The sequence below is a fragment of the Dactylosporangium sucinum genome, assembly GCF_014647515.1.
GTDB classification, from domain to species: domain Bacteria; phylum Actinomycetota; class Actinomycetes; order Mycobacteriales; family Micromonosporaceae; genus Dactylosporangium; species Dactylosporangium sucinum.
Map to the genome: position 1 here is coordinate 72,545 of NZ_BMPI01000006.1, position 12,245 is coordinate 84,789.

Here is a 12,245-nt window from a genome sequence, read left to right on the forward strand (position 1 = left end):
AGGTGTGCGGCAGTCGAGCACGGCGCCCTCAGCGGACCTTGAGCACCGGGGCGAGCATGGTCACCGAGGGCTGGGGCGCGCCGTTGATCAGGCCGGCCAGCCGCTGGACCGAGATCCGGGCCAGCTCCTCCACCGGCAGGGCCACCGACGTGACGGGGCGGGACAGGCGGTCCACCGCGTCGTCGGGGCAGATCGCGATGACGGCCAGGTCGCCGCGGCCCATGCTGGTGAGGCCGTCGACGACGAGCGGGAGGGCCCACTCGTTGTACACGATGAGGCCCGTGATCGCCGGGTCGCGCTCCAGCAGGTCGGTGAGCGCGCCGACCACGCCACCGGCCGAGGGCTCGCACGGGGACCAGGTCGCCTGCGCACCCTGTTCGGCCAGGGCGTTGAGGGCGCCGTCGCGGGCGTGGGCGGCGTACGCGACGCCGCGCTCGTAGGTGTCGGCCGGCTGGCCGAGGAAGCCGACGTGCGTGTGGCCCTGCTCCAGCAGGTGCTCGGCGCAGATCCGCCCGCACGCGGCGAAGTCGAAGTCGACGTACGGTAGCCCGTGCGGGTTGTCGGGCGTGCCGACCAGGACCGCGGGGCACTTGAGCGACCGCAGGAGCTTGGCGCGCGGGTCCTTCTGCTGCACCTCCATGAGCATCACGCCGTCGACGAGCGCCGTGCCGACCGCGTCGCGGATCGCCGTGGTGCCGTCGTCGTCGGTGAGCATGAGCAGCTTGAGCCCCGCGTCCTGGGCCGCCGTCAGCGCCGCCCAGACGTACGGCATCTGCACCTGGTTGTGCGGGCCGTGCACGAGCGGCAGCACCATCGCGATGACGCCGGTGCGGCGGGTGCGGATCGACCGGGCCCCGGCGTGCGGGCGGAACTGCAGTTCCTCGATGCTCCGCTCGACCTTCGCGATGGTCTCGGCGGAGATCGACCGGTTGCCGCTCAGCACGTACGACACCGTGCTGCGCGAGACGCCCGCGTGCTTGGCCACGTCGGCGATCGTCACCGCCACGCCGTCACCGCCTTTCGAACTGATTCGACAAGCGGGAACCTAGCACCGCTATGCGCCGGTCACAACCCACCCCTGGCGTCGATCTTGCCGCTGCGGTGCAGTCGTACCTGCCCTGCCCTGCCCTGCCCTGGCCTGCGCGGAGCGCGGTGTCGGACCGGCGCGGACACGCCGTCGATGTCCGGGTTTGTCGGGCACCCCTGCCCGCCTGGCCGAGGCCACGGCAAGATCGACTTGGTTGGGAGCGGCAAGATCGACGCGGTCAGGAGCGGGGCAGGGTGACGACGGTGCCCGTCAGGCGGGCGTGCTCGGCCGCCCAGACGACGCGGTGGCCGGCCAGGCTGGTGGCCGGGTCCGACCGCAACCGGCCGGCGTCGCCGGTGGCCACGGCCGCCGCGAACGCTTCCACCAGGGCGTCGTCGCCGTCTGCGTGACCCTCGTCGGCCGAGCCGGTGACGTCGATCGTCTCCTCGGCGCCGGTGCGGAAGTCGACGAGCCGCAGGCGGTTGCCGTCACCCTCCAGGTAGCCGTGGGTGCCGAACAGCCTGGTCTTGCGGTGCTCGGCCGGGGCGAACGCCGTCATCGTGAACGCGACCGTCGCGCCGTCGGCCAGCTCCAGCGACACGACCTGGTGGTCGACGACGTCGTTGTCGCAGGCGTAGACGCAGCGGCCGTAGGGGCCGGTGCGCAGCGCGGCGCGGATCGCGTCGTCGCCCGGGTCGCTGCTCACCACTGTGACCGGCCACGATGTTCGTTCGCGTCCGAGGTACAACTTGGGCGCCGAATATGGACAGTCGGGCTCGATCGCGCAGTCGAGGCAGCGCTCCGCGGCCCCGGCCGGGCGCTGGTCGGCGCGGAAGTGGGCGAGGCCGCCGAACGAGCTGACGCGGCGCACCGGCTGCCCGCTCACGTACAGCAGCCAGTCGATGTCGTGGCACGCCTTGGCGAGCAGCATCGGCGACGACTCGGCCGTCGACCGCCAGTTGCCGCGCACGAACGAGTGCGCCTGGTGCCACCAGCCGACCGGCTCGAGGTGCTGGATGCTCACCAGCCGCCCCAGACGGCCGCCGTCGACGACCGCCTTCACGGCGTCGGTGTAGGGGCTGTACCGCAGCACGTGGCACACCGCCGCCAGCACCCCCGCGGACTCCACCGCCGCCACGATCCGGCTCGCGTCGGCGTCGGTCGGCGCGATCGGCTTCTCCAGCAGCAGGTGGTAGCCCCGCTCGGCGAGCAGCACGGCCGGCTCGACGTGCAGGTGGTCCTGGGTGGCGACGATGGCGGCGTCGGCGACCCGGTCACGATCGCGCAGCCGGGTGAAGTCGTCGAACGCAAGTTCGTCCGGGATGCCGAACTCGTGCGCGAACGCCGCCCGGCGCGCCGGGTCGGGCTCGGCGACCGCGACCACGTCGGCCGCACCCGAGCGCACCGCGTGCCGCGCGTAGCCGAGGCCGCGCTGGCCCGCGCCGACGACGATCAGCCGCGGCTTCACTGGCGCACCACCACGACCGTGGTGCCGGCGCGCTCGATGGCGTGGACCTCCGCCGGGTCGGCACTGTCGTCGGTGATCACCAATATCCTGGCGTCGTCGAGCCCGCAGATGCGGGCCAGGCACTTGCGGCCGATCTTCGAGCCGTCGGCGACCACCATGATTTTCTCGGCCCGGCGGATCATCGCCGCGTCGGTGTGCGCCTCGATCTCGTCGTGCGTGGTGAGGCCGCCCTGCGCGCTGATGCCGTCGACGCCGACGACGGCGATCTCCATGTTGAGCCCGGCGAGGGCCTGCTCGGCGATCGGGCCGACCAGCTCGTACGACTGGGTGCGCGACACGCCTCCGGTCATGATCAGCTTCAGCCGTGGGCGAAGCGCGAGCTCCGCGGCGATGTTCAGGGCGTTGGTCACCACGGTGAGGTCGACGCGCTCGGCCAGCAGCCGGGCCAGCATGTGGGTGGTGGTGCCGCCGCTCAGCCCGAGGGTCAGCGGACCGTGGGGCAGGAACGCGGCGGCGCGCTGGGCGATGAGGGCCTTCTCGGCGCGGTGCTGGCCCGTGCGGTACCGCACCGGAAGCTCGTAAGCTACGTCGACCGCCATGGCACCGCCGTGGGTGCGGGCGAGCAGCTTCTGGTCCTCCAGCATCTGCAGGTCGCGGCGGATGGTCGCCGGCGAGACTCCGAACTCCTCGGCGAGCACCGCGGCGTCGACCGATCCTTCGCTCGAAAGGCGCTCCAGGATGGCCGACACGCGATCGGCACGGTGCAGGGAACTGCGCGGCATGGGCTCCTCGATCCCCCGGGTTGTTCAAACGAGCAGTCAGGATAGTTCGTTTCAGCGCGAAAATCCCAGAAAGCTTGCGTGCTCGCTCCCCTCGTCCCGACAATCCGAGCATGACCGTGATCACGTTCCTCGGCGCGGGCAGCGTGGTGTTTACCCGCGAACTGCTCGCCGACCTGCTCTCCTTCGACGAGCTGCGGGGCGTGACGCTCGCCCTGCACGACATCGACCCGGAACGGCTGGAGACCGCCGAGGCGATCGCCCGGCGGACGGCCGAGCAGCTCGGCGCGACCCCGAAGATCACCGCGAGCCTCGACCGGCGGGCCGCGCTCGACGGCGCCGGCTACGTCATCAACGCCATCCAGGTCGGCATGCACGCGGCGACGGTCCGCGACTTCGAGATCCCGGCGCGGTACGGGCTGCGGCAGACGATCGGCGACACGATCGGCGTCGGCGGCATCTTCCGCGCGCTGCGCACGTTCCCCGTGCTCGCCGGCATCGCGGCCGACATGCGCGCGGTCTGCCCGGACGCCTGGCTGCTGAACTACACGAACCCGATGGCGATGAACATCGCGTACCTGGCGGCGATCGCGCCCGACCTCAACGCGGTCGGCCTGTGCCACTCGGTGTTCTGGACCGTCCACGACCTGTGCGAGCTGGTCGGCGTGCCGCTCGACGAGGTCGACTACCGCGCCGCCGGGGTCAACCACCAGGCCTGGCTGCTGCGCTGGGAGCACCGCGGCGAGAGCCTCTACCCGCGGCTGGACGCGGCCATCGACGCCGACCCGCAGCTGCGCCGCCGGGTGCGGATGGACATGTACCACCGGCTCGGCTACTTCCCGACCGAGACCAGCGAGCACTCGTCGGAGTACGTGCCGTGGTACCTGCACCACAACAGCGAGATCGAGCGGCTGCGCATCCCCGTGGGCGAGTACGTGCGGATCAGCGAGGGCAACCTGGCCGACTACTCCGCCACCCGGGCCGCGGTGCTCGCCGGGGAGCCGCTGGACCTGCACCGGGACGCCACCGAGTACGCGCCGCAGGTCATCCACAGCATGGAGACCGGCACGCTGCGGCGCATCCACGCCAACGTGGCCAACCGCGGCCTGATCAGCAACCTGCCGGCCGGCTTCGCGGTCGAGGTGCCGTGCGTGGTCGACCGGCTCGGCGTCCGGCCGGAGGCGGTCGGCGACCTGCCGCCGCAGTGCGCGGCGGTGAACCGCGGGTTCGTGAGCGTCGGCGAGCTCACCGTGCGGGCGGCGCTCGACGGCGACCCGCGGCTGGTCCGGCAGGCGGCCATGGTCGACCCGAACACCGCCGCGACGCTGACCGTCGAGCAGATCTGGGCCCTCTGCGACGACCTGACCGCCGCGCACGGCGCGCTGCTGCCGGAGTCGCTGCGGCCGTAAAACGTCGTGGCGCGCCCGCTACCGGCCATGACGCGCCGGGCGGGCGCGCTGCGGCGATAACACGCCGGGACGGGCGCGCTGCGGTCATCACAGCGCCGGGGTGGGGCGCGCTGCGCTCGTAAACGCGCAACACAGAATGCTCACTTGGACAAGAGGTCTTGTTCGGCGAACACAAACGAGCATAACTTCCGTTCATGAACGACACTGTGCGCGAAATCGCCAGCCAGCCCGACGTGTGGCAGCGGGGCGTCGCCATGGCCGGCGAGGCCCGCGCCGCCCTCGGCGCGCCCGGGACGCGGACGCTCGTGCTGGGCTGCGGCACCTCCTGGTTCATGGCGCAGAGCCTGGCCGAGCTGCGGGAGGCCGCCGGGCTCGGCGAGACCGACGCCGTCTGCGCATCGGAGTACGTCCCGCGCCGCCGCTACGACCGGGTCATCGCGATCACCCGCTCCGGCACGTCGACCGAGGTGCTCGAGGCGCTGCGGCAGCTGCCGGCCGGCACGCACCGGGTGGCGGTGACGGCGGTGACCGGCGAGCCGGTGGACGACCTGGTCGACACCCGCGTGCTGCTCGACTTCGCCGACGAGCGCAGCGTCGTGCAGACCCGCTTCCCGACGACGCTGCTGGCGATGTTTCGCGCGGCGCTCGCGTCCGAGCTCGGCGCGGACCTGGCCCGGCTGGTCGCCGACGGCCGGGCCGCGCTCGACGCGCCGCTGCCGGCCGACCCGGCCGCGATCGAGCACCTGGTGTTCCTGGGCACCGGCTGGACGGTCGGCCTCGCGCACGAGGCGGCGCTGAAGGTGCGCGAGGCCGCGCAGGCCTGGTCGGAGTCGTACCCCGCGATGGACTACCGGCACGGGCCCGTCGCCGTCGCCGGCGAGCGCAGCCTCGTCTGGTCGTTCGGGGCCACGCCCGAGTCGCTCGATGACGCCGTCCGGGCGGCGGGCGCCCAGCCGTACCGGGACACCCTCGACCCGCTCGCCCAGCTCGTGCTCGCCCAGCGCTTCGCCACCGCCCTGGCCGCGCACCGCGGGCTCGACCCCGACACGCCCCGCCTCCTGACCCGCTCCGTGGTCCTCGCCTGACAACACCCCGCTTCCCAGTCCTCGCCTGCGTCCAGACCCCCAGCTGACAAGAGGTGTAGCGATGAATCGACGGTTCCTCGCCGGTGTTGCCGGCCTGACCCTGTTGCTCGGTGCCTGTAGCGGCGGCGACAGTACAGACGACGGAAAGGACGCGGCCGCGGGCTACGACCCGGCGGCCGCGGTGACGATCACCTGGTGGACGGGTCAGACCGAGGACGCCGAGAAGGTCGCCGAGGGGCTCGCCGGCGAGTACATGAAGGCCCACCCCAACGTCACGATCAAGACCTCGACCGGCGCCTCCACCACCGACGACCTGCTCACCAAGCTGTCCGCCGGGTTCACCGGCGGCAGCTACCCCGACATCTCCTACGCCTACGGCAGCTGGGCGGGCGAGCTCGCCACCAGCGGCAAGACCCAGAACCTGGCGACCTACGTGTCGGACCCGTCGTTCGCCTGGAACGAGATCCCGGAGGCGGCCCGGCTCACGGCCACCTACGACGGCAAGGTGATCGGCGTCCCGGCGCTGGTCGACAACCTGGCCCTCATCTACAACAAGGCGCTCTTCGACGCGGCCGGCGTGGCGTACCCGACCGACCAGTGGTCGTGGGACGACTTCCGGGCGGCGGCCAAGAAGCTCACCAACCCGGCGCAGAACGTCTACGGCACCGCGTACTCGGTGTCCGGCGGCGAGGACACCACCTGGCATCTGTGGCCGCTGCTGTGGCAGAAGGGCGGCAAGATCCTCGACGGCAAGAAGCCGGCCTTCAACTCCGACGCCGGCGTCGAGGCGCTCGAACTGCTGCGGTCGATGGCGGTCGACGACAAGTCGATGTACCTCGACCAGACCGACGAGAAGTACCTGCCGCTGTTCAACGACGGCCACGTCGGCATGGTCATGTCCGGCCCGTGGGCGCTGCTGGAGCTGCAGGAGGCCGGCGTCGAGTACGGCGTGGCCCAGCTGCCCGGCTTCAACGGCGACCACCAGACCGTCTCCGGCCCCGACCTCTGGGTGCTGTTCGACCACAAGGACGCCAACCGGGCCGGCGCCTCGCGCGACTTCATCAAGTGGCTGACCAGCAAGGAGATCGACGCGAAGTGGAACCTCGCGATCGGCAACCTCCCGCTGCGCAGCACCGAGCAGGGCACGCCCGAGTTCGCCGAGTACGTCAAGGAGTACCCGGGCGGCCAGAAGTTCTTCGACAACCTGGCCAACGCTCGGCAGGCCCGCCCGACCGTGGCCGGCTACGAGGAGATGTCCCGCAACGTCGGCGACGCCATCGCCAAGGTGCTGCAGGGCGCGGCCAAGCCGAAGGAGGCGCTGGACGAGGCGGCCAAGAAGTCCGCCGGTGTGCTGGAGGACTCGTGACCCTGACGTTCGCGGTCTCCGCCGGCAAGGGCAAGGAGGCGACTCCGCGCCGGCGGGGACCGGGGGTCCGCGGGACCCTCACCGGGTGGGCCTTCGCCGGGCCGGCGACGCTCGTCGTGGTCGGGCTGTCGCTGTTCCCCGCGGTGTGGGCGTTCTTCATCTCGCGCACCAAGTGGAACGGCATCGCCGAGCCGGAGAACATCGGCTGGCGCAACTACGAGCGACTCGCGCAGGATCCCGACCTCGCCGCGGCGGCGCAGCACACGCTGCTGCTCACCGCGCTGTTCGTGCCGTCGTCGATCGCCGCCGGCATGGTCATCGCGACCGCGCTGAACCAGAAGATCCGGCTCATCGGCTTCTACCGTACGTGCATATTCGTGCCCTACGTGGCGTCCGCGGCGTCCACCGGCATCCTCGCCGGCTACGTGTTCAACCCGCAGTTCGGCGGCGTGAACGAGGTGCTGCGCCGGGTCGGCCTGCCGCCCCAGCAGTTCCTGGAGGACCCGGCCCAGGCCATGATCGTGGTCTGTGTCATCGCCTTGTGGGGCGAGGTGGGGTTCACGTCGGTGGTGTACCTCGCGGCGCTGCAGGACGTGCCGCGTGAGCTCATCGAGGCGGCCACCGTGGACGGCGCGAGCCGCTGGCGGATCTTCCGCAGCGTGACGCTCCCGCAGCTGCGGCCGGTCACCCTGTTCGCCTCGGTCTGGCAGACCATCACGGCCCTGCAGCTGTTCGACCTGATCTACACGACGACGCGCGGCGGGCCGATGAACAGCACACAGACGATCGTCTACTACGTCTACGAGCTGGCCTTCCAGACGCGGCGGCTGGGCTACGGCGCGGCGGTGGCCTACCTGCTGTTCGCCGTGACCCTGCTGCTCACCGCGCTCGTCATCTGGCGCTCCCGCCGCAGCGGAGAGGAGGCGTTCTGATGCGCCGCCGGTTCCTGCCGTTCAGCCCGTGGCACCTGCTGCTCATGCCGCTGGCGCTCATCTTCGTCCTGCCGCTCGTGCAGATGGTGCTGACCTCGTTCATGAGCGAGCGGGAGATCAACCGGTTCCCGCCGAAGTTCATCCCCAGCGGCGTGCACCTCGACGGCTACAAGGCGCTGTTCACCGAGTCGCACATCCTGCAGTGGTTCGGCAACACCGTCCTGGTCTCGGCGATCTCGGTCGCGTCCCACCTGATCCTGTGCTCGGCCGCCGGCTACGGCTTCGCCCGCCTGCGCTTCGCCGGCCGGGGCGTCGCCTTCGTGGCCGTGCTCGCGACGGTGATGATCCCGATCCAGCTCCTGATGATTCCCACGTACCTCATGTTCGCCCGCCTCGGCATCGTCGACACTCTTGCGGCGGCGTTCGTGCCGTGGCTCGCGTCGGCCTTCGGCATCTTCCTGATGCGCCAGTTCTTCCTGACCCTGCCGGGCGAACTGGAGGAGGCGGCCCGCATCGACGGCGCGAGCGTCTGGCGCACGTTCGTGAGCATCGTGCTCCCCCTGGCCCGCCCGGCGCTGGCCACGCTGGCGGTGTTCACGCTGCTCTCCAGCTGGAACGACCTGCTGTGGCCGCTGGTGGCGATCAGCGACGACCGCCGCTTCACGCTGCAGGTGGGCCTGGCGACCTTCCAGGGCATGCGCCGCACCGAGTGGTCGCAGTTGATGGCGGGCAATGTGGTCGCGACGGTACCGCTGATCGTGGCCTTCCTGGTCGCCCAGAAGCGCTTCATCGCGACGATGACGTTCAGCGGACTGAAAGGATGACCTCCTCGACGGTGGCCTGCGCGGCCGTACCCCCGGCCGCCCTGGTGCTCAACGACCCCGCCGCCACGGCCCACGCCACGGCGGTCGCCAGGTCGGTCCCGCCCCAGCTCCCCGCGCCGCTTCCGCCGGCAACGCCGCTCCCATTCCCACCACTCCAGCTCGGACCGGCACCGCTCCCACCGGCAGCACCCACCGCAGCCACCTCGGCTGCGGCTGCCTCGGCTGCGGCTGCCTCGGCTGCGGCTGCCTCGGCCGCGCCCACTCCGGCGGGGCCCACTCCGGCGGGGCCCACTCCGGCGGGGCCGCGGAGGCGGGCGGCCAGGAAGCCCGCGTTGAAGCTGTCCCCCGCGCCGGTCGTGTCCACCACGTCGACGGCGAGCCCGGGCGCCGCGCACTCGCCGCCCGGCCACCAGGCGCGGCCACCGCGGGCGCCGTCCTTCAGCACCACCGTCGTGCCGCCGGCCACCAGCCGCGCGGCCGCCTGCTCGACCGAGTCGCCGCCCACCGCGAGCGGTTCCGTCGTGGACAACCGGTCGCCGGACGCCACCGTGAGCGGTCCGGTCGTGGACAACCGGTCGCCGGACGCCACCGCGAGCAGCTCGGCCGTGTTCGGCAGGAAGACGTCCGTGTGGGCGAGCACCGGCACCACCCGGTCCCAGCGGCCGTCCGGGTCCCAGTTCGTGTCCAGCGACGTCGTCAACCCGAGCGCGTGGGCCCGCTCGAACACGCCGGCCAGCCCCGCGAGCAGCGCCGGCTGCAGGAACACCGACGCCGCGTGCACGTGCCGGGCCGAGGCGAGCAGCTCGTCGGTCACGTCGGCCGGCCGCAGCGCGGGAATGGTGCCCGGCAGCGTCAGGATCGACCGGTCGTCCGGCGCGGACAGGATCACGCTGAGGCCGGTGGGCGTCTCGGTCGGCGCGGGCTGGAGCACCTCGACGCCCCGCTCGGCCAGCCGTTCGCGCACGAACGCGCCGAAGATGTCGGGGCCGGTGACGGTGAGCAGCGCCGTGCGCAGCCCGAGCCGCGCGCACCCCGCTGCCGTGATCGCGGCCGAGCCGCCGAGCACGAGGTCGGCGGCGGAGAGCAGCTGCTCCTCCTGCCCGAACCGCGGCCGCACGTCGCCCCGCAGGACCAGGTCCGGATTGGCGTCCCCGACCACCAGCACGTCGAACCGCACGTCTCGCCTCCAGCGCATCACCTGTGCCGCATCGACACCGATCCAGTGCTCGTTCGGACAGTATCAGCAGTCGCTTTGCGTTCGTAAGAGCGCCAGACGCGCAGAAACGAGCACTCGGCCGTGATCCTGACCGTGACGCTGAATCCCGCGCTCGACCTGACGTACACGGTCGACGCGCTCGTCCCGCACGCCACCAACCGGGTGCGGACGGTCGCCGAGCGACCCGGCGGCAAGGGGCTCAACGTGGCCGGCGTGCTGCACGCCCTCGGCGAGCCGGTGCTCGCCACCGGCCTGCTCGGCGGCCCGACCGGCGCGCACATCCAGGGGCTCGTCGACTTCCCCGCCGCGTTCGTACCGATCGCCGGCGACAGCCGCCGCACGGTGACGATCGTCGACGCCGCCGACGCGACCGGCCTGTGGGAGCCCGGCCCCACCGTCACCGGCCCGGAGTGGGCCGCGTTCCTCGACCACTTCGCGGCACTGCTGCCCGCGGCGGATGCGGTGGTACTGAGCGGATCGCTCCCCAAGGGCCTCCCGCCCGACGCCTACGCCGTGCTGATCCGCGCCGCCCGCGAGCAGGGCGTGCCAACGGTGCTCGACACCAGCGGCGAGCCCCTGCACCACGGCGTCGGCGCCGCGCCCGACGTCGTGAAGCCCAACGAACACGAACTGGCCGCCCTCGGCCGGCGCCCCGTCGACGTCATCGCGGCCGGAGTGCGCGCGGTCGTCGTCTCGCTCGGCCATCGCGGGCTGCACGCGCACACCGCCGACGGCGTCTGGCGCGTGCCACCGCCCGCCGTCGTCACCGGCAACCCCACCGGCGCCGGGGACGCCTGCGTCGCCGCCCTCGCCCGCGGCCTCCGCAACGGCCTCGCCAAGGACGGCCCCACCACCTACGACCGACCCGAAGACAACCGCGCAGAACATAACCGCGCAGAACACAACCGCACAGAGGACAGTCGCGCAGAACACAACCACGCAAAAGACAACCACGCAGAAGACGGCCGCACAGATGGCAATCGCGCAGAAGACGGCCGAGCAGAACACAACCGCGCACAAGACGGCCGAGCCGAAGACCGCCCCGCCCGAGGCCGCCACACCGGCGCAGCCTGGGCCGACGTCCTCGCCGACGCCGCCGCCCTCGCCGCGGCCGCCGTCGTCGCGCCGGTGGCCGGCGAGATCGACCTCATGCAGTACCAAACCTTCCGCAGAACCATGCAAGGAGTGCAGCCAGATGTTCAGCCCCACCGGTGAGATCGTGGCCGACGCGCAGCGCCGGGGCGTCGGCGTCGGCGCGTTCAACGTCATCACCGTCGAGCACGCCGAGGCCATCGTGACCGGCGCGGAGGCCGCCGGCGTCGCGGTGATCCTGCAGATCAGCGAGAACGCCGTGCGGTTCCACGACGGGCGCCTGGCCCCGATCGCGGCCGCCGCGCGCTGCGTCGCCGAGCTGTCGTCGGTGCCGGTGGGCCTGCACCTCGACCACGTCGAGAGCGACGAGCTGTTCGACCAGGCGGCGGCCAACGGGTTCGGCTCGGCGATGTACGACGCCTCCAAACGAGACTACGAAGGCAACGTCGCCGCTACCGCTGCGGCGGCGCAAAGGGGGCACGCGCAGGGGCTGTGGATCGAGAGCGAGCTGGGCGAGGTCGGCGGCAAGGACGGTGCGCACGCGCCCGGGGTGCGGACCGATCCCGGCGAGGCGGCGGCGTACGTCGCCGCGACCGGCGTCGACGCGCTCGCCGTCGCCGTCGGCTCCTCGCACGCGATGACGACCCGCGACGCGCGGCTCGACCACGCGCTGATCGAGCAGCTGCGCGAGGCGACCCCGGTGCCGCTGGTGCTGCACGGGTCGTCCGGGGTCGGCGACGACGACCTGCGCAAGGCGGTCGCCGCCGGGATCGTGAAGATCAATATCGGCACCGCGCTCAACATCGCGTTCACCGGCGCGATCCGGCGGGAGCTGGCCGTGCAGACGTCGGTCGATCCCCGCAGGTACCTCCGGCCGGCCCGCGACGAGATGGCCGCCACGGTGACGCGGGCACTGCGCGTCGTGACCCTCCTTTAGACCACCTTTACGTTCCACTTAGATCTCCCGGGAACGCTTGAGAGAGCGCTCTCCAGGTGCGTACGGTCGGCGACGCCACCAACCGGAGTGCCTCCTGGAGGGCCGTCCCA

The 12,245-nt window shown here is 72.1% G+C and carries 11 protein-coding genes; 7 read left to right on the forward strand and 4 right to left on the reverse strand.

The window, feature by feature from the left end; translation table 11 throughout:
• Window positions 1-28: 28 nt before the first annotated feature.
• From IEZ31_RS07505 to IEZ31_RS07515, 3 genes are all read right to left on the reverse strand, one after another.
• Window positions 29-1,006 carry a LacI family DNA-binding transcriptional regulator gene (locus IEZ31_RS07505; protein ID WP_190249024.1) on the reverse strand — a complete coding sequence of 326 codons (978 nt, stop codon included), beginning with the start codon at window positions 1,004-1,006 and terminating at the stop codon, window positions 29-31.
• A gap of 259 nt (window positions 1,007-1,265) precedes the next feature.
• Window positions 1,266-2,495 carry a Gfo/Idh/MocA family protein gene (locus IEZ31_RS07510; protein WP_190249025.1) on the reverse strand — a complete coding sequence of 410 codons (1,230 nt, stop codon included), beginning with the start codon at window positions 2,493-2,495 and terminating at the stop codon, window positions 1,266-1,268.
• Window positions 2,492-3,277, reverse strand: coding sequence for a DeoR/GlpR family DNA-binding transcription regulator (locus IEZ31_RS07515; protein WP_190249026.1), 786 nt, complete (start codon window positions 3,275-3,277; stop codon window positions 2,492-2,494). The genes IEZ31_RS07510 and IEZ31_RS07515 overlap by 4 nt, the downstream gene beginning before the upstream one ends.
• Before the next feature lie 110 nt (window positions 3,278-3,387).
• Between IEZ31_RS07515 and IEZ31_RS07520 the strand changes: the two genes are divergently transcribed.
• The 5 genes from IEZ31_RS07520 (at window position 3,388) to IEZ31_RS07540 (ending at window position 8,890) form a co-directional block, all read left to right on the forward strand.
• Window positions 3,388-4,683, forward strand: a complete 1,296-nt coding sequence (locus IEZ31_RS07520) for an alpha-glucosidase/alpha-galactosidase (protein WP_190249027.1) — start codon at window positions 3,388-3,390, stop codon at window positions 4,681-4,683.
• A gap of 194 nt (window positions 4,684-4,877) precedes the next feature.
• Window positions 4,878-5,768, forward strand: a complete 891-nt coding sequence (locus tag IEZ31_RS07525; protein WP_190249028.1) for an SIS domain-containing protein — start codon at window positions 4,878-4,880, stop codon at window positions 5,766-5,768.
• Window positions 5,769-5,829: 61 nt separating this feature from the next.
• Window positions 5,830-7,134, forward strand: coding sequence for an ABC transporter substrate-binding protein (locus tag IEZ31_RS07530; protein ID WP_190249029.1), 1,305 nt, complete (start codon window positions 5,830-5,832; stop codon window positions 7,132-7,134).
• A complete protein-coding gene (locus IEZ31_RS07535; RefSeq protein WP_190249030.1) occupies window positions 7,131-8,066 on the forward strand; it encodes a carbohydrate ABC transporter permease in 936 nt (311 codons plus the stop codon). Before IEZ31_RS07530 ends, IEZ31_RS07535 begins: the two co-directional genes overlap by 4 nt.
• Window positions 8,066-8,890 carry a carbohydrate ABC transporter permease gene (locus tag IEZ31_RS07540; protein WP_190249031.1) on the forward strand — a complete coding sequence of 275 codons (825 nt, stop codon included), beginning with the start codon at window positions 8,066-8,068 and terminating at the stop codon, window positions 8,888-8,890. The genes IEZ31_RS07535 and IEZ31_RS07540 overlap by 1 nt, the downstream gene beginning before the upstream one ends.
• Here IEZ31_RS07540 and IEZ31_RS07545 read toward each other — a convergent pair.
• A complete protein-coding gene (locus IEZ31_RS07545; protein WP_229834418.1) occupies window positions 8,871-10,067 on the reverse strand; it encodes a carbohydrate kinase family protein in 1,197 nt (398 codons plus the stop codon). The two genes, IEZ31_RS07540 and IEZ31_RS07545, sit on opposite strands and share 20 nt — an antisense overlap.
• 120 nt (window positions 10,068-10,187) lie before the next feature.
• On the opposite strand from IEZ31_RS07545, the gene IEZ31_RS07550 reads away from it, so the two are divergent.
• Both IEZ31_RS07550 and IEZ31_RS07555 read left to right on the forward strand, forming a co-directional pair.
• Window positions 10,188-11,321, forward strand: a complete 1,134-nt coding sequence (locus IEZ31_RS07550; RefSeq protein ID WP_229834427.1) for a 1-phosphofructokinase family hexose kinase — start codon at window positions 10,188-10,190, stop codon at window positions 11,319-11,321.
• Entirely contained in the window at window positions 11,302-12,135 is an 834-nt protein-coding gene (locus IEZ31_RS07555) for a class II fructose-bisphosphate aldolase (protein WP_190249032.1), read from the forward strand. The genes IEZ31_RS07550 and IEZ31_RS07555 overlap by 20 nt, the downstream gene beginning before the upstream one ends.
• Window positions 12,136-12,245 lie beyond the last annotated feature (110 nt).